Annotated in this window: 22 protein-coding genes and 1 pseudogene; 17 read left to right on the top strand and 6 right to left on the bottom strand. The window is 61.8% G+C overall.

The genetic code is table 11. The annotated features are described in order from the left end of the window. Positions 1 to 8: 8 nt before the first annotated feature. The 4 genes from mycP to BDB13_RS32930 all read right to left on the bottom strand — a co-directional run bounded on the left by mycP (position 9) and on the right by BDB13_RS32930 (position 3,287). The gene (gene mycP / locus BDB13_RS12595) at positions 9 to 1,400 is read right to left on the bottom strand and encodes a type VII secretion-associated serine protease mycosin (protein WP_094271933.1); all 1,392 of its coding nucleotides are present in this window, start codon (positions 1,398 to 1,400) and stop codon (positions 9 to 11) included. 17 nt (positions 1,401 to 1,417) lie between these two features. Then, positions 1,418 to 1,990 carry a type VII secretion integral membrane protein EccD gene (gene eccD / locus BDB13_RS32920; protein ID WP_254922799.1) on the bottom strand — a complete coding sequence of 191 codons (573 nt, stop codon included), beginning with the start codon at positions 1,988 to 1,990 and terminating at the stop codon, positions 1,418 to 1,420. Further along, the gene (eccD, locus tag BDB13_RS32925; RefSeq protein ID WP_254923019.1) at positions 1,918 to 2,874 is read right to left on the bottom strand and encodes a type VII secretion integral membrane protein EccD; all 957 of its coding nucleotides are present in this window, start codon (positions 2,872 to 2,874) and stop codon (positions 1,918 to 1,920) included. The genes eccD (BDB13_RS32920) and eccD (BDB13_RS32925) overlap by 73 nt, the downstream gene beginning before the upstream one ends. A 239-nt stretch (positions 2,875 to 3,113) precedes the next feature. Next, positions 3,114 to 3,287 carry a hypothetical protein gene (locus BDB13_RS32930; protein ID WP_254923069.1) on the bottom strand — a complete coding sequence of 58 codons (174 nt, stop codon included), beginning with the start codon at positions 3,285 to 3,287 and terminating at the stop codon, positions 3,114 to 3,116. On the opposite strand from BDB13_RS32930, the gene eccCa reads away from it, so the two are divergent. From eccCa to BDB13_RS12645, 9 genes are all read left to right on the top strand, one after another. Then, positions 3,205 to 7,146 carry a type VII secretion protein EccCa gene (gene eccCa, locus BDB13_RS12605; protein ID WP_254923020.1) on the top strand — a complete coding sequence of 1,314 codons (3,942 nt, stop codon included), beginning with the start codon at positions 3,205 to 3,207 and terminating at the stop codon, positions 7,144 to 7,146. The genes BDB13_RS32930 and eccCa overlap by 83 nt on opposite strands. Then, positions 7,143 to 8,636, top strand: a complete 1,494-nt coding sequence (locus BDB13_RS12610; RefSeq protein WP_141210638.1) for a type VII secretion-associated protein — start codon at positions 7,143 to 7,145, stop codon at positions 8,634 to 8,636. The genes eccCa and BDB13_RS12610 overlap by 4 nt, the downstream gene beginning before the upstream one ends. Positions 8,637 to 8,878: 242 nt before the next feature. Then, on the top strand, positions 8,879 to 9,184 hold the full coding sequence (locus BDB13_RS12615) for a WXG100 family type VII secretion target (protein WP_094274878.1): 306 nt from the start codon (positions 8,879 to 8,881) through the stop codon (positions 9,182 to 9,184). A 120-nt stretch (positions 9,185 to 9,304) separates the two neighbouring features. Further along, positions 9,305 to 9,601 (top strand): WXG100 family type VII secretion target, encoded by a 297-nt coding sequence (locus BDB13_RS12620; protein WP_094271936.1) that lies wholly within the window; start codon positions 9,305 to 9,307, stop codon positions 9,599 to 9,601. A 346-nt stretch (positions 9,602 to 9,947) separates the two neighbouring features. Next, complete coding sequence (rplM, locus tag BDB13_RS12625; protein WP_094271937.1) at positions 9,948 to 10,391, top strand: 50S ribosomal protein L13; 444 nt, start codon at positions 9,948 to 9,950, stop codon at positions 10,389 to 10,391. Beyond that, positions 10,388 to 10,900: a 30S ribosomal protein S9 gene (gene rpsI, locus BDB13_RS12630; RefSeq protein WP_094271938.1), complete on the top strand. Its 513-nt coding sequence runs from the start codon at positions 10,388 to 10,390 to the stop codon at positions 10,898 to 10,900. Before rplM ends, rpsI begins: the two co-directional genes overlap by 4 nt. 141 nt (positions 10,901 to 11,041) lie before the next feature. Further along, complete coding sequence (gene glmM, locus BDB13_RS12635) at positions 11,042 to 12,406, top strand: phosphoglucosamine mutase (RefSeq protein WP_094271939.1); 1,365 nt, start codon at positions 11,042 to 11,044, stop codon at positions 12,404 to 12,406. Between the two features lie 134 nt (positions 12,407 to 12,540). Next, positions 12,541 to 12,858 (top strand): hypothetical protein, encoded by a 318-nt coding sequence (locus tag BDB13_RS12640; protein ID WP_094271940.1) that lies wholly within the window; start codon positions 12,541 to 12,543, stop codon positions 12,856 to 12,858. A gap of 35 nt (positions 12,859 to 12,893) precedes the next feature. Next, on the top strand, positions 12,894 to 14,249 hold the full coding sequence (locus tag BDB13_RS12645) for a hypothetical protein (RefSeq protein WP_176459570.1): 1,356 nt from the start codon (positions 12,894 to 12,896) through the stop codon (positions 14,247 to 14,249). 265 nt (positions 14,250 to 14,514) lie between these two features. Here the strand turns inward: BDB13_RS12645 and BDB13_RS12655 are convergent, their stop codons facing one another. After that, complete coding sequence (locus BDB13_RS12655; RefSeq protein ID WP_094271943.1) at positions 14,515 to 15,354, bottom strand: poly(ethylene terephthalate) hydrolase family protein; 840 nt, start codon at positions 15,352 to 15,354, stop codon at positions 14,515 to 14,517. A gap of 133 nt (positions 15,355 to 15,487) precedes the next feature. Between BDB13_RS12655 and glmS the strand changes: the two are divergent. Next, positions 15,488 to 17,349 (top strand): annotated as a pseudogene (gene glmS / locus BDB13_RS12660) (glutamine--fructose-6-phosphate transaminase (isomerizing)). Positions 17,350 to 17,409: 60 nt separating this feature from the next. On the opposite strand, the gene BDB13_RS12665 reads toward glmS, so the two are convergent. Then, positions 17,410 to 17,778 (bottom strand): plastocyanin/azurin family copper-binding protein, encoded by a 369-nt coding sequence (locus BDB13_RS12665; protein ID WP_094274879.1) that lies wholly within the window; start codon positions 17,776 to 17,778, stop codon positions 17,410 to 17,412. A gap of 40 nt (positions 17,779 to 17,818) precedes the next feature. On the opposite strand from BDB13_RS12665, the gene BDB13_RS12670 reads away from it, so the two are divergent. Genes BDB13_RS12670 through tsaD form a run of 7 tightly spaced genes read left to right on the top strand, consistent with a single transcriptional unit; the run spans position 17,819 to position 24,313 of the window. Then, positions 17,819 to 19,258, top strand: coding sequence for an NAD(P)H-hydrate dehydratase (locus tag BDB13_RS12670; RefSeq protein ID WP_094271944.1), 1,440 nt, complete (start codon positions 17,819 to 17,821; stop codon positions 19,256 to 19,258). A 55-nt stretch (positions 19,259 to 19,313) separates the two neighbouring features. Further along, positions 19,314 to 20,519: an alanine racemase gene (gene alr / locus BDB13_RS12675; protein ID WP_094271945.1), complete on the top strand. Its 1,206-nt coding sequence runs from the start codon at positions 19,314 to 19,316 to the stop codon at positions 20,517 to 20,519. After that, complete coding sequence (locus BDB13_RS12680; RefSeq protein WP_094271946.1) at positions 20,516 to 21,571, top strand: alpha/beta fold hydrolase; 1,056 nt, start codon at positions 20,516 to 20,518, stop codon at positions 21,569 to 21,571. Before alr ends, BDB13_RS12680 begins: the two co-directional genes overlap by 4 nt. After that, on the top strand, positions 21,561 to 22,043 hold the full coding sequence (gene tsaE, locus BDB13_RS12685; RefSeq protein ID WP_094271947.1) for a tRNA (adenosine(37)-N6)-threonylcarbamoyltransferase complex ATPase subunit type 1 TsaE: 483 nt from the start codon (positions 21,561 to 21,563) through the stop codon (positions 22,041 to 22,043). The genes BDB13_RS12680 and tsaE overlap by 11 nt, the downstream gene beginning before the upstream one ends. 52 nt (positions 22,044 to 22,095) lie before the next feature. After that, a complete protein-coding gene (gene tsaB, locus BDB13_RS12690) occupies positions 22,096 to 22,791 on the top strand; it encodes a tRNA (adenosine(37)-N6)-threonylcarbamoyltransferase complex dimerization subunit type 1 TsaB (protein ID WP_094271948.1) in 696 nt (231 codons plus the stop codon). Then, positions 22,788 to 23,279, top strand: coding sequence for a ribosomal protein S18-alanine N-acetyltransferase (gene rimI, locus BDB13_RS12695; protein ID WP_094271949.1), 492 nt, complete (start codon positions 22,788 to 22,790; stop codon positions 23,277 to 23,279). The genes tsaB and rimI overlap by 4 nt, the downstream gene beginning before the upstream one ends. Then, on the top strand, positions 23,276 to 24,313 hold the full coding sequence (gene tsaD, locus BDB13_RS12700) for a tRNA (adenosine(37)-N6)-threonylcarbamoyltransferase complex transferase subunit TsaD (protein ID WP_094271950.1): 1,038 nt from the start codon (positions 23,276 to 23,278) through the stop codon (positions 24,311 to 24,313). The genes rimI and tsaD overlap by 4 nt, the downstream gene beginning before the upstream one ends. Positions 24,314 to 24,315 lie beyond the last annotated feature (2 nt).

Raw genomic sequence — 24,315 nt, forward strand, 5'->3', positions numbered from 1 at the left:
GGTCCGTGTCAGCTACTCGCGCGTTCGGAATACTTTCGTCGTATCGGAAATGACGCCAGTAGAGCCAGTATCCCCAAGATTCCGACGCAGGCAACGCCGAGAAGTGCCGCGTCACGTGCCCGATTGTCTGCGGCGGGAATTATCGGAAGTGGAGCAATTGCCGTCGAATAGGCTGGGAGCGGATAGTTTTCGCTGTCAGTGGGGATGGCGGTGACAGCGGCAAGCGGATCGATTACCCCGTGCCCGACGTAGGGATTCCAGCCTTCGGCAGGGGCATGAGCGGTGGACTCAATGCGGTGTACTACTTGCGTTGCCGTGAGCTCGGGATATCGAGATCGAACGAGCGCAGCTGTTGCCGCTACGTACGGCGCCGCAAAGCTGGTTCCGTTGATCGCTTGAAATGCCCCGCCGGGGCCGAACGTTCCGTTGGTCAGGCCGGATTCGGACGGGTGCAACGAGACGATCCCGGTACCGGGCGCTGCCACGTCCACCCACGGCCCGCCGAGACTGAACGGGCTTGCTGCACCGTTGGGATCGACAGATCCGACAGTGAGGACATAGTCGTCATACCACGCCGGGCTGGCGATAGTACTGATCGAATTCCAAGGATCTGCACCAGGTCTCAGTGGATTCGGGGGTGGATTCTGCGTCTTGCAGCCACCTGATCCGACATTTCCGGCGGCTGCGACGATGACGACGTCCTTGTCGACCGCGGCATAGTGGATTGCTGCGCCGAGTCGTTGATCGTTGATTCCGTCGGACGCGGACTTGCAGGCAACTTCCGAAATATTGATGACCGTGGCACCCAGGTCAGCAGCATGACGGACAGCCGTGGCCATGGTGTCGACGTTTCCGTATCCGGACGAGTTTTCGGCGACATTCGGATCGTCTTGTCTCCCTGCGACCGAGTAGGCGGAACTGGACTGTCGGATAGCGATGACAACCGCACCCGGCGCTGCGCCGGAGAAGCCTGATCCGTTTTGCGGCTGCGCGCCGATCAGTCCGGCGACGACAGTCCCGTGGGCGTCGCAGTCCTCGGTTCCGTCCGACATTCCGACGTAGTCGCCACCGGCCTCCACATTGGGGAGTCGGGGATGGGCGTTCACCCCGGTGTCGATGACGGCAATTCGCTGACCGATGCCCGTGGTGAGAGGCCAGACAGCATCGAACGCCAGGTCGCGCTGGGCGAGCGGAATATCGGGACCTTCTCCGCCAGGTGCTGCGGGAATGCACAGCGTGCGCTGCTCAGTAGCTTGTGGTGGCGCGGGGGCGGCGTCTTCCGGAAGCATCGACGGTTCGATGGGCAACGGAATCGCGCCGGAAGCTACGCCCGGACCTCCGAGGAGCGCCACGGCCGCAATGGAGGCAAGTATCGAGGTAGCGCGAATCCGTCGGGTCATCCGAGTGCGTCCGCTGCTCAGAGTCCGCGCATGACGGAGAACAAGTCGGTCACCCAGCAGATCAGGGGCACGATCAAAGCGATCGCGGCTAGGTCGACAAGCTCCGCAGCTCGTCGCATGACCGGGCTGAAGACCCGACCCGGGGCGATGATGCCCATGACGAGCGCCACGATGAGAACAATCATGGAGAGGGCAAAAATGGCGAGGCTGTCGTCGCGACGAGCCCACATCAGTGAGATGAGAACGACAAGGACGATGGAGGCGCCGGACGCGATGAGGGGAACTGCCTGATTGCTACCGGCGAAAGTGCGTCCGCGGAGCATCAGAACGCCGGCGGTCACGCCGGCAAGCGCGGTACCGGACCAGACGATTCCGCCGTTGGAATCGACCGCTGCGACACTGACTGCCCCGATCAACGTCACAAGCGATGTTGCCACTACCAGGCCGGTCAGGTAGCTGCGGGCGCGGCCGGTTCTTTCGGTAAGTTCCTGGAAATCCGGCAGTTCGGGTTCGGTTGTCAGATCCCGCGCTTCATCGAGCGGATTCCCGGGAACGGGAACCGGCGGCAACGGAAGCTTGGCGAACAGCATGGAAAGGCGTGCGTGTTCGCCAGAATGATCAGTGACGCTGCGATACTCACGGCGCTGAGCGTCTCGAGCGGAACGTCGGGAAGCGTAGTTGCGACGCCTGCTGCGATAGCTGCGGCGATCGAGATTCCGAAAAGTGCTGTGAATGTGGCTATTCCGACACCGCACAAGCGAAGGCAGAGTAGTGTCACCGACGCGACGAGTACCGACCCCAGAAGGATATGCGGAGCGTGTATCGGGCCAGGAACGAAGAGGATGCCGGCGGTGAACGCAGGCGGCACCGAGGCGCATCCGAGGACGATTGCGCTTCTGCCGTCGTCGTAGACGCGGGCCGTCACGATCGCGGCGATAGTCAACAGTGCCGCAGCTGTCAAAGCGCAAGCGGCCCCTGTTAATCCGGTTGATCCCAGAGCCAGAGCAGAGGTGCCGACGAGCGTAGCGGCGATGGCAACCACAGAACCGGTGGTGCGTGCGGTGTCCGGAGTCCAACGACGGTATGTCTGCGCGTCAGTGGCCGCGACGGTGTACATGATGTCGTCGAACAGTGGTGATGGAGCGGCGGTGTCCGCGGTTTCGAGGATGAGCAACTCGCCGTCGCGGATTCCGTGCTCGTGCAGTGAGAGTGTGGGCGAGAGGGGTTCGCGACCGACTTTGGCCAGGGACCAGTCGCTGGGTTCGAAATGTTCGGCGGTGGTGTCGAAATCGTTGGACTCGCTGTGGTTGCGAATTGTGTCGACAATGCCGGGAATGACCAATGTGAGTGGAATGCGTAGTGGCACTGCGAGATCCACCTGTGTATGTGCCGACAAGATGGTCAGGCGACACAGTTCGGCCGCTGGCGCCGTTCGGCGATCACTCGCCATAGATCCTGCGTCGGTTGTGGACATGCTCACGATCAACCCCTCCGAAGTGACACCTCATTCGCGAATCCCCATTCGCGTCACCCCTGTTCTTCGGAACCTTACGACATCGAGCTGACAAATGCTGCTGCCGCGGACGCAATCGAACGGTTGCCGAGACTGACTGTGTCGGCGGGATGAGCTAATGTCTGTCGTTGCGTGATCTTTGCCATGGGGGACAGTTCGGCAAATGATGGACGGGTCGATCATAGGATTGCGCGCCAATATCACTGTTGGGGGTGGAGTGAATTGAGCACAGTCAGGTTTCCGCGTCGACCTCGACGTGAAGCGCCGCGGGCGCCGGGGGGTGAGGTGACGCTGCAGGCGCCACCCGAGATTCCGCGTGCCACGCCGGGGAATCTGCTAACCAAGTTGTTACCGGTGGTCATGGTGGTAGCCATGATCGGAATGGTCGCATTGATGTTCACGTCGGGGATGGCACGAAATCCGATGTCGCTGTTGTTTCCGGTGATGATGATGGTGTCGATGCTCGGAATGTTGGCAGGTGGCGGACGCAGTGGTGGTGCGCGCGCATCCGAGGTCAACGAGGACCGCAAGGACTACTTACGGTATCTCGATCAGTTGCGTCGCGACGTCGATGACACGGGCCAAGCGCAGCGCCGCGCTCTGGAGTGGAGCAATCCGGAACCGGCGTTGCTGTGGACCTTGGTGGGAACGTCGCGAATGTGGGAACGTCAAGCCGTAGACGCAGATTACTGTCACGTTCGGGTCGGCCTCGGGAGTCAACGACTGGCGACTCGGTTGATCCCGCCGGAGACCGGTCCCGTGGAGGATCTCGAACCCGTTGCATCCGTGTCGCTTCGGAGATTTGTCCGTTCTCATTCTGTTGTCGAGGACCTTCCGACGGCTGTGTCACTGAGGGGCTTCCCCTCGGTATCTGTTGCGGGTCATCGGGAATCCGCCCGGGCGTTGGTCCGGGCTATGGTGATGCAACTGTGTACTTTTCACGGTCCGGACGTCCTCCAAGTTGCAGTGGTCTGCGGGCCGGACACTGCATCGGAATGGGAATGGGTCAAATGGTTGCCGCACACGCAGCATCCGGATGCGTCCGACGGCGCCGGTGCAGCGCGGATGGTGTACGGCTCGTACCTCGAGTTGGAAGGATCACTGGGAGACCAACTGGCGATGAGGGGTCGGTTCGCGCGGAATGCGCCTGCGGCAGCGGGTGTGCCCCATGTGATCGTCGTTGTGGACGGAGGACTGCTGGAAGGCGATTCGGGGCTTTTGACCGCAACCGGATTGGATTCGGTGACAGTGGTCGACCTGTGCGGTTTCTGCCCGGCACTATCTGCCAGTCGAGGTCTCAGGTTGGTGGTGAGCGACGATCAGGTGGGTGCGGTCAGTAGCGTCGGCGTGGAGAAGTTTGCGAGTCCCGATGCTTGCACGACAATAACTGCTCAGTCATTCGGAAGGAGGATGGCGCCGTACCGTGCGTCTACTCAGAACGCGATCGATTCAGGCGACGACGATGAAACGGCGCGTTCGTGGAGTCAGATGTTGGGAATCGGAAATGCAGCGCGGTTCAACCCGGATCATGCATGGCTGCCGCGCCAAGGACGCGATCGATTGAGAGTGCCGATCGGTGTCGGAGCCGACGGGCAGCCTGTCGAGCTGGACCTCAAAGAATCTGCCGAGAATGGAATGGGTCCCCATGGTTTGTGTATCGGTGCAACAGGTTCGGGCAAATCGGAGTTTCTTCGGACGCTTGTTCTCGGCTTGATCGCGACACACTCACCGACTGCCTTGAATCTGGTACTTGTCGATTTCAAAGGCGGTGCGACTTTTCTCGGTCTCGAGGATTCGCCCCATGTTGCGGCAGTGATCACGAACCTTGCCGAGGAACTCGCGATGGTCGATCGCATGAAGGATGCGCTTGCGGGAGAAATGAATCGGCGTCAAGAACTTCTCCGATCGGCCGGAAACTTCGCAAATGTCTCGGATTACGAAAAGGCGCGAGTTGCGGGGGCTGCTCTCGACCCACTGCCGGCATTGTTCGTGGTGGTCGACGAGTTCTCCGAACTGCTCAGTCAACAACCGGAGTTTGCCGACCTGTTCGTGGCGATCGGTCGGCTGGGACGATCGCTGCACATCCACCTTCTGCTGGCGAGCCAACGCTTGGATGAAGGAAAACTACGTGGCCTCGACAGTCACCTCTCGTACCGTATTGGTTTGAAGACATTCTCCGCCAACGAGTCCCGAACTGTCTTAGGAGTTCCAGACGCGTACTACCTGCCAGGAACTCCAGGCGCGGGATATTTGAAGGCGGATTCTGCAGAAATCGTGCGTTTTCAAGGCGCGTACGTGTCCGGGCCGTACGAAGGCGCTCGAATCGCTCCGGCGCGACTCGCGACGGAACAGTCTGTTGCGCTCGCTCCGGTGCTCTTCACTGCTGCGGCGGTCCTGGGTGATCAACGCGGCGATGCCGTGGTGGAACCGGACTTCGTGGATATGGGTGAGGCGGGAGACGAATCGAGAACTCTCATGGGAGTTCTCGTGGACCGAATCAGAGGGCACGGTCCACGCGCCCATGAAGTGTGGCTTCCGCCGCTCGATGCATCGCCGACACTCGACCAGTTGTTGCCGCGCGCTGCCGCGGGTGATTCGAATATTCTCCGCGGCAACCTGACTGCGCCCTTCGGGATTGTGGACAGACCGTTCGATCAGCGGCGAGAACTGCTGGTAGCCGACCTCAACGGTTCGACTGGCAACCTCGCGATCGTCGGTGGCCCGCAGTCGGGAAAATCGACAGCACTGCGCACGCTGATCATGTCGTTCGCGCTGACACATACGGCCGAGCAGGTTCAGTTCTACTGCCTCGATTTCGGCGGTGGCACGCTGCTGGGGTTGCGCGATCTCCCTCACGTCGGTTCGGTGGCAAATAGATTGGACGGAGACCGGGTTCGGCGAACCGTCGCCGAAGTGTCGGGGGTAGTCCAGGAGCGTGAGCGATTGTTCCGTGATCACGGTATCGATTCGATGGTCGAATTTCGTCGGCTACGAAACAGTGATCCCACTGGTGAGAACGTCGCGGCCGGCTTCGCTCACGACCAATTCGGTGACGTGTTTCTGGTGATCGATGGTTGGCCGAGCGTTCGTTCGGACTTCGAACCGCTGGAAGCATCGATCAATACGCTTGCCGCCCAGGGTTTGTCCTTCGGTGTTCACGTCATCGTCACCGCGTCGAGGTGGGCCGATATCAGACCGGCTTTGAAGGATCAGTTGGGAACCCGCATCGAACTGCGGCTGGGAGATCCGGGTGATTCCGATGCCGGACGGCAGAAGGCCAGCATGGTCCCCGAGAGTCACGCAGGGCGAGGCATTACCCGCGAGGGATTGCACCTCCTGACGGGGCTGCCTCGCATGGATGGAATTGCGAGCAGCGTGGAGTTGAGCGCCGCGGTGTCGGCGACCGTTGCACGGATTACGGCGATGTCGACCGGACGCTCTGCGCCGGCCCTCCGTATGCTTCCCGATTCGTACACTCGGACAGATCTTTTGAACGTCGTCGGCGAAAACTGGCCGAGTGCAACCGCGGCCGACGGTAGGTGCCTGCGTATACCGATCGGACTCGGCGAAACCGATCTCGCGCCGGTTTACATGGACTTTGCCGAGCATCCGCATCTCCTCGTGTTCGGTGACACCGCCTGCGGAAAGACGTCATTGCTCCGTGGAATCGCGGAAGGCATCATGGCTTCGAACACGCCGGCGCAGGCAAAACTGATAATCGGTGACTATCGGCATTCGATGCTCGGGGTTGTCGAGGGCAATCACCTCGGTGGATATTCGGCCTCGGCGGTGACATTCGGTGAACTGATGGTGGACCTTTCTCGCATTATTGCAGCGAGGCTGCCGAGCGGGGACACGACGCAGCAACAACTGCGGGAACGTTCGTGGTGGTCAGGCCCGGAGATCTACGTGATTATCGACGACTACGACTTGGTGGCGACATCGACCGGCAACCCGGTTGCAGCACTTCTCGAACACATTCCACATTCGAAAGACATCGGGTTGCACTTGGTGATTGCGCGGCGTTCCGGCGGTGCGGGTCGCGCACTGTTCGAGCCGGTGATCGCTCGGATCCGCGACATGGGTACTGCAGGTGTGGTGATGAGTGGTAATCGTGACGAAGGGAACCTGGTCGGAGCAATTCGCGGTTCGGCCATGCCGGAAGGCCGGGGGACCTATGTGTCGAGATCGCAGACACAACTTGTGCAACTGCCCTGGATGCCACCACTGTGAGACCGGGGGCGAACGCCACTGCTGTCATACCGGGCGCGACTTTGTCGGTGTCCGTCCATATCGGGACGTCCAATGCATGGTCGGCCACGGCCCAGCGTGAATTTTGTTGTCGCGCAGACATCGAAGGAGATTCTCGGGATCACTCGCGTTTCGGCGGTGTCAATCCGCTCGACTACATCGATGACGACTACATCGAGTTCGGTGGACGAATTACCTCCACCGTTCTCGAATTGGTGACGTTGATTTCGCATGCCGTTCAAGGCTGCGGTTTGTCCGACGCCGATGTGCTGTACCTGAGTTACCCGTCGGAGTGGGGTCATGCACGTAAGGGGCGACTGTTGGTGGCCGCGCGGCAAGTCGGCCACGACGTCGTTCTCGTCCCGTCTGCGATTGCTGTCGCTCGTTCGATGCGTAGCGTCTGGCGATCGAGGTGCATCGTGGTCGAGATTCGCTCCGGTGACGCTGTCGTGTCGTGCTTGCGGGACTTCGACGGGGATGTGACGGTCATGAGTACGCGCCGCGGGCGTCTTGCAGAATTGCCTGACCTGTTCGCAGAATTCGACGAGTTGACCGGCCGCGACACAGTGGTAGTTGTCGGGCGACAGTCACATTCGGTTGCATCATCCTTGGAGCGGGGTTCGAGAAGCATCCATGGTTATGCCAGCGTTCGTGTTCTCGACGAGAGCCGTATCGTCCGTTCCATCGTAGATCCACGGGTCCGTCTGGATGCGGTCACCGCTGAGAATTCGGCCGGGCGGGCGGTTGACAACTCGGCCTTCGGGGATCGGTGGGTGCCGCCGTCGCACATCGTTGGACCAACACATCCCACGCGACGCTCGCGTCGTTGGTGGCCGGTGGTGACGGCCTGCGCGGTGGTCATCTGCGCGCTTGCGGCGGGTGTGGTGATCGTGAGCGGTCGTGGCGGTACCGAAGACGCAAACACCGCCGGAGGTATCGAAGGCACCGTCGTACACGGACTGACGGCCGACGCATCCCCAGTGGATTCGCCTGCAACCACTTCGACGCTTTCGCGCACGTCGGACGCATTGCCGACCACAACCACTGTGCCCCTGGAACTGGGGCGGGTTCGACTGGACTTGCCGGCGGGCTGGTCACGCGAACCGGGCCGTTCGACAACGGGTCGGACGGACATCGTGCCGCCGTCGGGAACGGATAGGAAAATCGTCATTGTCGAGAAGGAACTCCGCGAGGGAGTGGAATTCGATGAGGTCGAAGGTGCTCTGCGTGCGCAGTTCACGACCCTCGAGGACCCGTCCCGGTTTCAGGACTTCGAGTCCGTCGTGACAGTTGAAGGACGAAAGACCGTGTTGTACATGGAGTTTCCGGATGGGTACTCGGAGGTTCGCTGGAAGGTGTACGTCGAACGTGGACTGCAGGTGAGTATCGGTTGTCAGTACCTGGTCGGAGAGTGGGACATGTTCGAGTCGGAATGCGGTCGAGTTACGGGGAGTCTGACTTACGTCAACTGACCGGTGCGCTGTCGGCAAAATTTCTTTCGAAGTGCCGGAACCGACAGAGAACGGGCGGCGTCCAAGTATGTGTAGCGAACATTCGGCCTTTGTTCGGGAGCAGTTGATCGACAGATCCAGCTCGAAACGAGGCCAACCGATGTGAGCGAACGCCGCCACTAAACCGGTGTACGCCAAATGGCCGGTGCACATCACAAGCAGTGCATGTCACAAGCAGTGCACGTCACCAGCAGGGGGAAGACATGGGCTTTACCGCAACAACCGCAGAATTGATCAGTTCGGCGAATACCATCGATGGTCATTTGGGGGATATCAAAGGTTTGGTGAACGCAGTTCGTTCCGAAGCCGAGGCGTCGAGCAGTTCATGGAAGGGCAGCGCTCATACCGAATATGCCGACATCATGGTGCGATACAACAATGCTGCAATGAAGTTGGATGCAGCGCTCACTGACATCTGCGGCCAGATCAAGCAATCTGCAGGCACATTCGACACCGCCGAAGGCGACAACGTGAATGCCTTGCGCGGTGCAACCGTCAATATGGGCTGACCGTATCGGACCGCCGCGATAGCGGTAATCGATTTCAGCACAAGAGTATTCGACCGCTTTTGCAGTCACGCAAACCGCAGTGTCATCTAACACGGTACGGCCATCGGAATGGGAGTAACTATGAGCGAGAACATGATCAAGTACGACTTCGGCGGACTCGCCATGCTGTCCGACGAAATGAAGAGGCAAGCGCAGTCGATCAACGACAAGCAGGGCGACATCAAGGTTGTCGTTGACAACTTGCAGGCCGGATGGGAAGGCGCGGGTTCGGAGGCGTGGAATGACGCTCAGCGTCGTTGGGGTCAGGCGTCGGAGGAATTGAACATCGTGCTGGCCCAGATCGCCGGAGCCACCGCAAACGGTTCGGAGTCGATGCGCAACGCTGACAGTGCTGCAGCGAGAGGCTTCGGAGGCTGATCACGACGCTCGAAGCGCCGTAAAATCTTGGGTTCCACGTCTACCCCAACGGACATAGGTCGTTGGGGTAGACGGCTGCCTACGTCAACCAGTTCCTGCGCCTGCAGGATTTGTGACGGGTGGTAGAACGTGCGATCCGGTGCGCTCTTTGACCTGAGGTGGGGAAGCCCGGTATCGTCTATCGGTGGCGTGCCGTAGGCCTCCGCATATTGACGTCCCGGGTGAGTGATCTCCGAGATGACGATGCGCAGGGTCCAGCGGTTCTCGGGTCTCAACTGGCCGCCGAGAATTGTCTTTGCGATACGCACATGGTCAGCAGTGGAATGAAATAAGACGAGGAAGTTCTGTGTCTACGTACACCCCGAAGGCCGGAGATGTGACCCACGCGTGGCACGTCATCGACGCCACCGACGTGGTGCTCGGCCGTCTTGCCGTTCAGGCAGCGACCCTGCTGCGCGGTAAGCACAAGCCCACCTACGCACCCCACATCGATGGTGGCGACTTCGTCGTCGTCATCAATGCCGAGAAGGTTGCCATCAGCGGCAACAAGCTCGAGGGCAAGAAGCTCTACCACCACTCCGGATTCCCGGGTGGCCTGAAGTCCCGCACCGTCGGAGAGGTCCTTGACCGCAACCCCGACCGTCTCGTGGAAAAGGCCATCGTCGGCATGCTCCCGAAGACCAAGCTGGGTCGCGCGATGAGCAGCAAGCTGAAGGTCTACGCGGGCCCGAACCACCCCCACACCGCGCAGCAGCCGGTGCCGTTCGAGATCAAGCAGGTCTCACAGTGACATCGCCGGAAGAGCAGAACGTGACCGAAGAAAACATTGAAGCAGTGGAAGAATTCATCACCGCTGAAGCAGTCGAGGTCGTAGAAGAGGTTGCAGCGGCACCGCTGGCACCGATCGTCTTCGATCGTCCGATCCAGACCGTTGGTCGTCGTAAGGAAGCGGTCGTTCGCGTCCGCATGGTCCCCGGCACCGGCGAGTTCAAGCTCAACGGCCGCACCATGGAAGATTACTTCCCCAACAAGGTGCACCAGCAGCTGATCAAGGCTCCGCTGGTTCTCGTCGAGCGTCCCGAGTCTTTCGACATCATTGCACTGCTCCACGGTGGCGGCCCGTCCGGTCAGGCAGGCGCATTGCGTCTGGCTATCGCGCGCGCACTCCTCGAGGTCACCCCCGATGATCGTCCGGCACTCAAGAAGGCCGGCTTCCTGACGCGCGACGCGCGTAAGGTCGAGCGTAAGAAGTACGGACTGAAGAAGGCCCGTAAGGCATCGCAGTACTCGAAGCGCTGATGCTTCGCCGAGGTTGACCGAACTGGTCCGCTTCGGCACCTGTTCACCACAAGAGCGGGCGTCCATTGTTACCGGACGCCCGCTCTTGTGGTGTCAGGGAAGACTTTTCACAGAACACAATGAAATCCAGGGAGTTGTTCGATGGGTCGGTTGTTCGGAACTGATGGTGTGCGTGGATTGGCCAATTCCGATCTGACCGCGGATCTCGCCCTGCGTTTGTCGGTCGCTGCCGCGCACGTGCTGGCCTTCGATTCCGAGAGAACAGACGCGAAAAAGACGAGCGGGGGCACCCGGCCGATTGCCGTGGTCGGACGTGATCCACGCGCGAGTGGTGAGATGCTGCAGGCGGCTGTCACCGCTGGACTGAGTTCGGCCGGCGTCGACGTTCTCGACGTCGGAGTTCTACCGACTCCCGCGGTTGCATATCTGACCGGTCTGTTCGACGCGAGTCTCGGCGTGATGATTTCCGCCTCACATAACCCTATGCCGGACAACGGAATCAAGATATTTGCCGCCGGCGGCCACAAACTTGGTGACGACGCGGAGGCCGCGATCGAGTCGGTGCTGGGCGGCGGGGCAAGTCCGACCCTCCCGACAGGTTCGGGCATCGGGCGCGTCCGTAGCGTCGACGATGCGGCCACGCTCTACTTGAAGCATCTCGATACTGCGCTCCACGAGTCGCTCGAAGGGCTGACAGTGGTGGTGGACTGCGCCAACGGGGCAGCGTCGGAGGTTGGGCCCGCAGCGTATCGCGCGGCCGGAGCGACGGTGATCGCGATCAGTGCCGAGCCTGACGGTCTCAATATCAACGACGGCTGCGGTTCCACCCACCTCGAGAATCTTCAGCGCGCGGTTGTCGAACACGGCGCAGATCTTGGGCTTGCCCACGATGGGGATGCAGACCGGTGTCTGGCAGTGGACGAGACGGGTGCAGTGATCGACGGTGACGTGATCATGGCTGTACTTGCCGTAGCCATGAGTGAAGCCGGAGAATTGGTCGACAACACGCTGGTTGCGACTGTGATGAGCAACTTGGGTCTGCATCTGGCGATGCGAGCGGCTGGTATCGACGTCGTCACTGCGGCAGTCGGTGACCGCTACGTGCTCGAGGAGCTTCGCGCCGGTGGATACAGCCTGGGCGGCGAGCAGTCCGGCCATGTCGTGTTTCCCGGGTTCGGAACTACCGGTGACGGCGTTCTCACAGGCCTGCGACTGCTGGCCAGGATGGCGCAGACGCGCAGGCTCTCCTCAGATCTGGCCGCTACGATGACAACACTTCCGCAGATCTTGATCAACGTGAAGGTCGACGACAAAGCGGCGGTTGCGGCAGCTACGTCGGTGGTGGTGGCAGTTGCCGATGCCGAGCGTCTTCTCGGCGAAGCCGGTCGGGTGCTGCTCCGGCCGTCGGGCACCGAGCAATTGGTCCGTGTCATGGTCGAAGCTGAAGACCTGAGTTTGGCGCGCAAGCTCGCAGACGAGCTGGCGGCGACCGTCGCTGCGGTGTAGCGGCGGTAGGTTTTCCCGTCCGCGGATGCTCGGTTCAGGCTCGTAGTAGTTCGCGGGAACCCCGGGCGGCCTCGGTGCGTCCAAGTAGTCATGGACCGTCGGATTCTTGTGCGGTCGGGCGAACGGAGTGCCGCATGGAGATCGATTACGTTGCCACTGACGAGTTGGAGCGTCGCACCGCGGCTGCTGCACATCAGTTGAGTGTCGCGGCAAGCATGCTGGCGTCTCCGGCGTTCTCGGGTTCGTGCGCGGGTCGCGATTATGTCGAGCAGGGCCGCGCACTCGCCGAAGCGCTGGCCGGTCTCCAGATACGGATAACGGAACGTGCTCAGTTCCTCGAAGATCTCGGTACCCGAATCGGTGATTCGTCCCGAACGTTTGTCGAGGTCGATCGGGATTCTGCAGGTCGACTGCGCTCGGTAGGCAGTGGACGCCCGGACTCAATGTTGTGATGTTCATACGAGACATTGCCGGTGTGCGCTCTGAAATGAACGTCTCGGAATCGGTTATTGCACAAAGAAACTCATTCTGCGATCCCGAAGACGTTCTCGAAAGCGGCGCGGTGGGACTGTCGTTCTTCGATCGCTTTCACGGCGCTGCCGCGCAGATGGGAATGGATCACCGTACGCGCAGTAGCTATGACGAGATGTATCGTGCGGAATCCGGAATCGATCTGACGGCTTTGTCGAATGACATATCGCGTATGTCTGCTGCCGTGGATATCGTGTCGTCGGGCTCCAGATTTTTTGTCACGCTATCTAATTCGTTGGCGGACATCTGGAATGTCGAGGGCGTGGACCATGTGTCCGCACAAGTGCGGGCAGAAGGTCGGCGAGCGGACGCTGATGTCGAATCCATGCCGATTCTCGCCTCGGCGTCCGAGGAATTTTCCCGAATAGTTCGAACTGCAGTGGTGGACAAAGCATTCAAAGTTTCGTCGTTGGACCGGGAGACGGTCGGTGGTATCGACGCGAAGGGTGTCGACCAGTTGGCGGCTGTGTGCCGAGGCGGCGGAGTTGACGCAGTCGAGAAGGCGGCAACATGGTTTGCGCCGTTGTCGGACATGCGGTTTCGTGGTGTGCGGAACGCGCATCCCTTTGTTCAGGTTGAAACTTGCAGAGCTGCAGTCGATCTTGTTCATCCGTGGTTCGATCGGGTCTTCCGGAAAGTGTATCTGGATACGCGAGAGGAGTTCGATCGGGCGTGCGAGGACTGCCGTGTGGCGCTCACCGAAGCCTTCGGTGTTGCCACAGCGGTGGCGACTCAGTTGTTTCCGATCGGGAGTGAATCCGGCGGCGAAGATTCGTGGTCGGAGCCTTCGGTTTTGTCGAAAGAATCGGCGGCACTGCTGAAAGCGTCGTCGTTGGACTTGGTCGTGGGCACTGACACTTGGGGATTCTCCGCCGCGCCGGACGGCCGTGGTGTGAGCCTCGAAGTTCGTGATTCTGTTGGCAGGTCGCTCACTGTGACAGTGGAATTGGATGAGAATGGTTGGCCGCGAATCGTTGTCGATGCGGATACGAACATGGGCATAGACACTGGACGAGTCCCAGAGTCAGAGCCACAGCCAGAGGTGGAATTGGTGCCCACAGTCTCCGAAGCGCCGAAACAACAGGCCGAGCCAGTCGCGGTTTCAGATCCTGTCGAAATTCACGAATCGAACGAATTTCAGTATCAACTACCGGATCCTGTACCGCTGGATTCCGTTCCCATTGATTCCGGACCCATTGATTCCGGACCCAGCCCGGCGGATCCACCCAGTCCGGCAGAGCCACCCACCCCGGAAGAGTTACCGGCCGCCGTCGAGACTGGAGCCGAGTTGGCTGGAGCGGGGCCGATATGAGCGGGGCACAGTTCGATGCGATCAGCCGGGTCATGGATTCGCAGCTCGCCGAGTTTCGGGCACGACGGGCCGTTGCCGAGCGAAGCTATGAAAAACAGTGCCGAGAATTCGGGGAGGTCGTCAGATCGCGAGTGGTCCACGAAAGTGACGATCCAACTCTTTCGGTAGCGGAACCGGACCAGTCCCGATTTCTTCGGTCGGCGTCGGAACCTCTGCCGGGAGATCGGAGCAGCGCAATTCTCAACCCAGCAGGATCGAGCGTCGACTACCGCGGAAGTGCTTGGTTGCGGCGCGCGTCCGACTGAGTGTGGGCGTCGAACATCGCTGACGTGTGCGGGATTTCGGAATCCTGATCAGCGAATGCTTCGTAGCGTTTGTCTCCGGTCAGGTGGAACAGTAGGAATCCCGTCAGGACACAGCGGGCAGTGAGCTGAGTTTTGCGCTCCGACCCGCCGAGGCCCAATGCGCCGAGGAGTCGACGACCTTCGATGAGACCGGCGTCCTGCGCGTCGTCGATGGTTCGTCCGACGACGGGGCCACCCCATTCGCGGGTGAGGGGCCGGGCAATGCTGGTGAGTGAATCGACGTCGTCTTCTCCGGCGAGGATGAGACCCGGTGCTGTGATCTTGGACGCGTAGTTTTCGGCTTTGGGAGCGGTCGGTGCTGGGAACAACGCAGCCACAGCAGCGACATTGCCCCGCTGAGCGGCGGCGAGAACCGCGGCTCCGGCGCCCATTCCGTGTCCGGCGAACGCGACGTGGTCGGGATGAACACTGATCTGTCCGGGGCCCAATCGCACTCCGACGCAGATGTCCAGTGTCGAGCGCAGATCGGCTGCCAAACCGAGGTGTGAGGGGATGGGTCCGCGTTCACTCTCGGGTGCTGCGGCGACGATTCCCCAGGAAGCAAGGTGTTGGAGTGTCTGTTCGTACTTGTGTGCACCCACCATCCACCCGTGCGCGAAAGCAACGGCGGGCAGGTTGAAACCAGCTTCCGGGGTGTATACGACTCCGGGCTGACCGGCGAGGGCGAGGTTGCCGCGCAGTACTCGGTGCGGTCCGCGCTTGGACAGCTCGCGGGTCAGTGTCTTCAGTTTCGGTGCCACGGGTCAAGACGTTATCCGATGTGGCGTCTGCTCGACGCGTGGACGGTCGCCACGTCGCCGGAGATCGTCGTGAGGCGGCGTCGGGTAACCGCAGAATGCACTGACCGTCGCCGTCCAAGTACCCTGAGTCACCATGTGCGGAATCGTGGGATACGTCGGCCACCGCCCGGCTCTGGGTGTTGTGGTGGAGGCTTTGCGGCGAATGGAGTATCGCGGCTATGACTCTGCGGGAATCGCGATTCTCGATGGAGTCGGTGGGGTCGAGATCGAGCGTAAGGCCGGGAAGCTGGCCAACCTCGAAGCTCGGTTGGAAGAGGTCGGTACCGACAGTTTTGTCGGCACCGCGGGAATCGGTCATACGAGATGGGCGACGCACGGTCGACCGACGGATCGCAATGCTCACCCGCATCGTGATGCGAGCGGGAAACTTGCGGTTGTCCACAACGGCATCATCGAGAACTTCGCGCCGTTGCGCGCTGAACTCGAAGCTGCGGGCGTCGAGTTGCTCAGTGACACCGACTCCGAGGTAGCTGTCCATCTGGTGGCGCGTGCGTACGCGGAGGGCCCGTCGTCGGGTGATTTCGTGGAGAGTGCGTTGTCGGTGGTTCGCCGCCTCGAGGGTGCGTTCACGTTGGTGTTCACTCACTCCGATCATGCGGACACGATTGTTGCCGCGCGTCGGTCGACGCCGTTGGTGGTCGGTGTCGGTGAGGGCGAGATGTTCCTCGGCTCCGATGTGGCGGCGTTCATCGAGCACACTCGCGATGCGGTGGAACTCGGACAGGATCAGGCCGTCGTGATCACGGCGGACGGTTACACGATCTCGGATTTCTCCGGCAACGAGGCGCAGGGTCGCCCGTTCCGGATCGATTGGGACCTTGCGGCTGCCGAAAAGGGCGGTCACGACTACTTCATGCTCAAGGAGATCGAGGAGCAGCCGACCGCGGTTGCGGACACGCTTATCGGTCACTTCGAGAACGGCAAGATCGTCCTCGACGAGCAGCGGTTGTCCGATCAGGAACTGCGGGACGTCGACAAGGTTTTGTCGTGGCTTGCGGTAGTGCCTATCACTCCGGCCTGTTGGCGAAGTACGCGATCGAGCATTGGACGAGGCTTCCCGTCGAGGTCGAGTTGGCCAGCGAATTCCGTTATCGGGATCCGGTTCTGGATCGTTCGACGCTCGTCGTCGCGATCTCGCAGTCCGGTGAAACTGCGGACACACTCGAAGCGGTGAAGCACGCCAAGGATCAGAAGGCTCGGGTTCTCGCGATCTGCAACACCAACGGTGCGCAGATCCCCCGTGAAGCCGACGCTGTTCTCTACACCCGGGCAGGACCGGAAATTGCGGTCGCGTCGACCAAGGCTTTCCTTGCGCAGGTCACGGCGAACTACCTCGTTGGCTTGGCGTTGGCGCAGGCCCGTGGCACCAAGTATCCCGACGAGGTTGCACGCGAGTTCGCCGATCTCGAGGCGATGCCGGCGTTGGTGCGCAAGGTCATCGAGAATGCAGAACCGGTACGTGAGTTGGCGCGCAAGTTCGCGACAGCGTCGACGATTCTGTTCCTGGGGCGCCACGTGGGTTATCCCGTTGCGCTCGAGGGTGCGCTCAAGCTCAAGGAGCTTGCGTACATTCACGCCGAAGGTTTTGCGGCCGGTGAGCTCAAGCACGGGCCGATCGCGTTGATCGAGGAGGGCCTTCCGGTCATCATCGTCATGCCGTCGCCGCAGGGTCGTGCAGTGTTGCATTCGAAGTTGGTCTCCAACATTCAGGAGATCAAGGCTCGTGGCGCTACAACCATCGTGATCGCGGAGGAAGGCGACACCGTCGCTGCTGCGCACGCCGATCACCTGATCGAGATTCCGGCGTCGCCGACGCTGTTGCAGCCGTTGCTGTCGACGGTTCCGTTGCAGATCTTTGCGGCGGAGGTGGCTGCAGCGCGCGGCTACGACGTCGACAAGCCGCGTAACCTGGCGAAATCGGTTACCGTCGAATAACTTTCGGCTTGGACGCAGTGAGACCCGCAACCACCTCGGTTGCGGGTCTCACTGCATTTTTCATGCTTGGACGACGACGGTCCCGCGCATGTCGGGGTGCGGGGTACACGTGTAGTCGTAGGTTCCGGGTTCGGTGAAGGTGACCGTGTAGGTTCCGGACTTCTTGAGTGGGCTGCGGAGCAGGCTTCGGGCTGATCCGAGGCCGCGGACGTCGTGAGCCATTCCGTTGTCGTCGAACACCCAGGTGACGGTGTCGCCTACTTTCACGGTGATGGACGCGGGGGAGTAGGCCATCCCGGTGACGGTGACTACCGGTCCGCTCACCGTGGGTTGGGGGGTGGTCGGAGTGGAATCCGTGGTGGAACTGCACCCGACGAGACCGAGGGCGAGGACAAGTCCTGCGATCATCGGGCGTAAACGTGATTTCATGGTTTCGAGGGTAGCGACAGGTGAGAAGGAGGGTTCCGACATGCGTGGGTACTTCACGGCGGATCAAGTGCGAGATGCCGAGGCTCCGCTTCTCTCATCGCTGCCCGAAGGGGCGTTGATGCGCCGAGCCGCGTACGGCCTCGCGCAGGTGATTGTCGATGAATTACGTTCTCGGACAGGCGGGGTCGTTCATCGCACGGTGGCGCTCCTGGTCGGTAGTGGCGACAACGGGGGTGACGGACTCTGGGCGGGCGCATTCCTGCGTAAACGAGGAGTCGTTGTTCGAGCAATCCTGTTGGACCCGGCGCGAGCCCACCAGAAAGGCCTCGACGCTTTTCTTCGGGCCGGTGGGCGCGTGGCTGCGGACCTCGGTGAGCCGGATCTGGTCGTTGACGGGATCGTCGGCATCTCGGGCCGCGGTGCACTGCGACCGGATGCTGCTGCGATGGTGGCGCAGGTCCGTTGCCCGATCGTGGCGGTCGATCTGCCTAGCGGCGTCGACGCTAATACCGGTGCCGTCTGCGGGCCGGCAGTGACGGCCGCGGTGACGGTGACGTTCGGCGCTCTCAAACCGGTGCATGTATTGGCGTCGCCGCAGTGTGGGCGAGTGGAGTTGATCGATATCGGACTGGATCTCGGAGAACCGGATTTCCAGTCTCTGGAGCCTTCGGACGTCGGGGCACTCTGGCCGGTGCCGGGGCCAGGCGACGACAAGTATTCGCAAGGCGTTGTGGGCGTGATCGCGGGTAGCGACAGGTATCCGGGGGCTGGGGTGTTGTGCACGGGGGCCGCGGTGACGTCGACATCCGGTTTGGTGCGCTTTGCCGGTCCTGGGGCTGCCGAGGTGTTGTCACGATTTCCCGAGGTGGTTGCGAGTAGCACCTTCGAGGAGGCGGGCCGGGTGCAGGCCTGGGTGGTCGGACCCGGGATGGGAATCGACGCCGGGGCGGCGGCCTTGCTCGAGTTGGTGCTCGCGACGGATGTTCCGGTCGTGATCGATGCCGACGGGCTGACGCTGCTGGCCCAGGATCCGGATCTGGTCCGCCGGCGCACCGCGCCGACTCTGTTGACTCCGCATGCGGGTGAGTTCGCGAGGTTGGCCGGCAGAGAGGTCGGCGCGGATCGGGTGAGCGCCACGAGGGAATTGGCGTCGGATCTCGGTGCGAGCGTGCTGCTCAAGGGACACACGACGGTGATCGCAGATCGAGTCGGAAGGGTTCTGGTCAACGATGCAGGTGGTTCGTGGGCGTCGACGGCCGGATCGGGTGACGTTTTGTCCGGAGTGATCGGTGCGCTGCTTGCGTCCGGGCTCACGCCACTCGAGGCTGCTGCCGTGGGGGCGAGGGCTCACGCTCTCGCCGCGAATCTGGCGGCAGCCGGCGGAATGGTTGACGTCGCGGGTGCCCCGATTTCTGCATCTCCGCTGCTCGGAAGGGTGCGGGACGCGGTGAGGGTGCTTCGCAGTTTTGCCCGAGACTGAGTGATCTCAAACCCGAATTGGCGTCCGAATTTGTGAGGGTGGCAGGATTGCTGCCATGAAGCTTGCCGAGGGAAGAGCGCCGAAAGACCCATCAGAAGGGGAATCGGCAAGCGCCGGAGCATCGGTGAGCCCTCAGACCGAAGCTGTCGTAGACCTCGACGCCATTGCCCACAACGTGCGCGTCCTCTGCGAGTTCGCGGGCGATGCGGCGCTCATGGCAGTCATCAAAGCGGACGGCTACAACCACGGTGCGGTCGCTGTTGCGCGCACTGCGCTTGCTGCCGGTGCACGCGAACTCGGTGTCACGACAATTCCGGAGGCATTGGTACTCCGGGAAGCGGGAATCACGGCGCCGATATTGGCGTGGTTGCATGGCGTCGACGCGGATTTTGCCGCCGCCATCGGTGCGGATGTGGAGATCGGTGTGTCGTCGCCGCGCCATCTTGCTGCGGTTGTGAGCGCCGCGCGTGGCCTCGGACGGACTGCCACGGTGACGTTGAAGGTCGATACCGGCCTCAATCGCAATGGTGTGTCGCAGACGGATTGGCCGCAGATGCTCACCGATCTGGTCGCGGCCCGCGACGAAGGCACTATCCGGTTGCGCGGTGTGTTCTCGCATCTGGCGCATTCGGATGAGCCGCACCACGATGTCATCGACCACCAGAAGCAACGTCTGATCGACGCGGTTGCAGAAGTTCGGGCTCATGGATTTGAGCCCGAAGTTGTGCATCTTTCCAACTCGGCAGCTACGGTTACACGCCCTGACCTGCAATTTGACATGGTTCGGCCGGGAATTGCGATATATGGATTGTCGCCAGTGCCTGAGCTGGGCGATTTCGGTCTCAGACCGGCTATGACGTTGCGAGCGAAGGTGATCTTGGTGAAGAAGGTGGCCGCCGGCGAGGGGGTTTCCTACGGACACCTCTGGACGGCACCGCACGACACCACGCTGGCGCTCCTGCCCGTCGGATACGCGGACGGGCTTCCACGTTCGTTGAGCGGGCGTTTCGAAGTGCAACTCGGTGGGAAGCGTCGACGCGCTGTCGGACGGATCTGCATGGATCAGGTGATGGTCGACATCGGACCCGACGGAGACGGCGTTCGGGAAGGCGATACCGCGATCTTCTTCGGAAACGGAGACCAGGGTGAACCCAACGCACAGGCGTGGGCGGAAGCCTTGGACACCATTCACTACGAGGTCGTGACCGGCCTACGCGGGCGAACTGTGCGTACCTACATCGGTGGGGAGAGTTCATCATGAAGACTGCAGGGCGAATGAGCATTCTCGGCGGGCTCCTCAGCGCGGTGGCGCTGGGTTCGATGGCCGGTCTCAATGCACTCAAGACAGCGACGCGGCCCGGTCGGGAGATTTACGCCGACGAAGACTTCGATTTGATGACCCGCGATCGTTCGAGCGTCGTACGCACCGAGGACGGGGTTGACCTGGCCGTACGTGAGGTCGGTCCGGATGACGCGCCACTCACGGTCGTCTTTGTTCACGGATATTGCCTCAGTGCCTTGTCGTGGCATTTTCAGCGCCGACAGCTTGCCGAGCGGTGGGGCGACGACGTCCGCATGGTGTTCTACGACCAGCGTGGACATGGCGATTCGGGTAAGTCGAAGGCTGCGAACTGTACGGTCTCGCAGCTCGGTCGCGACCTCGCCACCGTCGTCGAAGCCACGGTGCCGACGGGGCCGGTTGTGCTTGTCGGGCATTCGATGGGCGGCATGACCATCCTCGCTCTTGCCGGCCAACGCCCGGAATGGTTCGAAGGCGGCCGTGTGGTCGGCGTCGGATTGGTATCCACGACGGCAGCAGGTCTCGCGGAAACCGGACTTACTCGCAATCTGCAGAACCCGGTCATCGACGGTTTCCGGTTGGCTGTCCGGACGTCCCCGGGCGTCGTACAGCATGCGCGGGGCGCCGCTCGGGTGCTCATCACACCGATCCTGCGGGCAGCGTCGTACGGCACCGATGTCAGTCCGCGTCTGCACGAACTGTCCGACGGAATGCTTGATCGCACGTCGGTCGTGACCATCGTCAACTTCCTGCGGACATTGGAATTGCACGACGAGAGCAGTTCGCTCCCCGTCCTGGCGCACACGCCGGCTGTGGTGATCTGCGGTGATCAGGACATGATGATTCCGTTTTCCAGTTCCCAACGATTGGCCGCCGACCTCCCGGACTCCGAACTGGTCCGTGTCCGCGGCGCGGGGCACCTGGTTCAGCTCGAGTTCCCGGCCATCGTCACCGACGCGATCGAGCATCTCGTCGCGCGTACCCGTACCGAAGTGAGGTCCGATGTCGGCTGAGACTCTGCCTGAATCGGGAACAGTGACCTTGGAGACGACGGAAGACACGGAGGCATTCGGACGTCTGATCGCCTCCGGACTCGTCGCCGGTGATCTTGTGGTTCTCGACGGTCCGCTCGGTGCCGGGAAGACCGCTCTGACCCGCGGTATCGGGGCTGGACTGGGCGTCCAAGGTCGGGTGACGTCGCCGACGTTCGTGATTGCGCGTGAGCATCGCCCGGGGGTCCGCCCCGGCGGCGCACAGCCGGTCGGGATGATTCACGTCGACGCCTACCGACTCGGCGACAGTGGCCCGCATGCCCTCGACGAGCTCGATGCTCTCGACCTGGATACCGACCTCACCGACGCCGTAGTCGTGGTCGAATGGGGCGGCGACGTCGTGGAGCGACTGGTCGAGCGTCACTTACGGGTGCAACTTCACCGCGAACCCGAGTCGGATGTGAGGACTGCCAGTTGGTCGTGGACGTCGTGACACTCCTCCCGGCCCGAAAGTAGTTGCTCACGTGCGAGTACTCTGAGATATCGTGCTTGTTCTCGCGATTGATACTTCTACTCCGGCTGTGACTGCTGGAGTTGTTTTGCTGTCGGCGTCCGACGAATCTTCACTGTCGGTGTCCGACAAATTGTCACTGTCGGTGTCCGGCGAGGTGGAGACCCTTGCCGGTCGAGTGACCGTGAACCCCCGTGCTCATGCCGAGGTGCTCACCCCGCATGTCCTCGAATGCCTGGCCGAGGCTTCGATCACCCCGGCCGACATCGGAGCAGTTGTGGTGGGCGTCGGTCCGGGCCCGTATACGGGTTTGCGGGTCGGGATGGCGACGGGTGCCGCGTTCGGTGACGCCTTGGGTATCCCCGTTTACGGCGTGTGCAGCCTGGACGCTATTGCCGCGGCCGTCGAGACTGCGGAAAACCTCCTGGTCGTGACCGATGCGCGTCGACGCGAAATCTATTGGGCGCGTTACGACAAGGGCGTGCGCGTCGAGGGGCCTGACGTGAATTCCCCGGGTGATGTGGAGGCGTCGCCGTCGACGCGCATCGCCGGATCTGCGTCGCACGTAGACCTTTTCGATTTGCGGGTGGTGCCGGCGGAGACGCCGTCACCGGCAGGATTGGTCAAGGCCGCGGCCGTAGAGATTCTGGCTGGTTCGATTCCGGAACCGCTCGAGCCGTTGTACCTACGGCGCCCCGACGCCAAAACGTTGGCGGAACGCGGACTATGAGTTTCACCATCGCGTCGATGACAGTTGACGACGCCGAGCGGTGTGCGGAGTTGGAACGTGCTCTCTTCGCGGGGGACGGACCGTGGAGCGCTCAGGCTTTTGTCTCCGAATTGGCAGGATCCCACAATCACTACTTCGTGGCCCGTGAGCCAAGTGGCCATGTCCTCGGGTATGCGGGAATCGCGTTGCTGGGCGCTCCGCCTGACATCGAGGCCGAAGTGCACACCATCGGAACGGATCCGGGGGCGCAGCGCCGCGGTATCGGCGGCGCGCTTCTCGATGCACTCTTGACTCTGGCCGACGAGCGCGGAGCAGCGGTGTTCCTGGAAGTGCGCACGGACAACGAACCGGCAATCGCGCTGTACCGGCGAGAGGGATTCGAGATCGTCGGAACCCGAAAGAAGTACTACCAGCCCAGTGGGGCAGATGCGTACACGATGCGGCGCCGTGCCGCGGGTGTCCGCGAGAATGAGGAGCAGCAAGCATGATCGTCATGGGTGTCGAAAGCTCTTGCGACGAAACGGGAGTCGGTATCGTTCGGTGGAACGGTGACGGAACCTGCACGTTGTTGGCGGACGAAGTGGCGTCGAGTGTGGATCAGCACGCCCGCTTCGGCGGTGTGGTGCCGGAGGTGGCGTCGCGCGCACATCTCGAGGCCATTGTCCCGACCATGCGACGCGCTCTGGCAGTTGCGGGTATCGACAAGCCCGACGCGTTGGCTGTGACGATCGGACCCGGTTTGGCCGGAGCACTGTTGGTGGGCGTGGCCGCAGCCAAAGCGTATGCGGCAGCGTGGAACATCCCGTTCTACGCGGTTAATCACCTCGGTGGACATGTGTCGGTGGATACGCTCGAACACGGACCGTTGCCGTCGTGCGTGGCGCTGCTGGTGTCCGGTGGGCATACGCATCTACTTCACGTCGAGGATCTGGGTAAGCCGATCGTCGAACTCGGAACAACCGTCGACGATGCTGCCGGTGAAGCGTTCGACAAGGTCGCGCGGCTCCTCGGTCTCGGATTCCCCGGTGGCCCGGCGTTGGATGCGGCTGCGCAGGAGGGTGATCCGAAGGCAATTGCGTTCCCTCGCGGCATGACCGGCTCCCGTGACTCTCGGCACGACTTCTCGTTCTCCGGGCTCAAGACGTCAGTTGCGCGGTATGTCGAGTCCAAACAGCGTGCAGACGAAGCGATTTCGATTCCGGACATCGCGGCGTCCTTCCAGGAAGCTGTCGCCGACGTCCTGACGATGAAGGCGGTTCGTGCAGCCAAGGACGTAGGCGTGGACACTCTCGTTCTCGGCGGCGGCGCTACCGCGAACTCTCGGATTCGCAGCCTCGCCGAAGAGCGGTGCGCCGAAGCTGGTCTGACGCTGCGAATCCCGAAGCCGCGACTCTGCACCGACAACGGCGTGATGATTGCTTCCCTGGCAGCGCACCTGATCGGTGCCGGGGCTGGGCCGTCCGAGTTGAGCGTGGCAACCGACCCGGGATTGTCGGTCTCGGTCAGCCAAGTCCTGCGCTGAGA

The sequence above is a fragment of the Rhodococcus sp. OK302 genome (assembly GCF_002245895.1).
In the GTDB taxonomy this organism is placed as follows: domain Bacteria; phylum Actinomycetota; class Actinomycetes; order Mycobacteriales; family Mycobacteriaceae; genus Rhodococcus_F.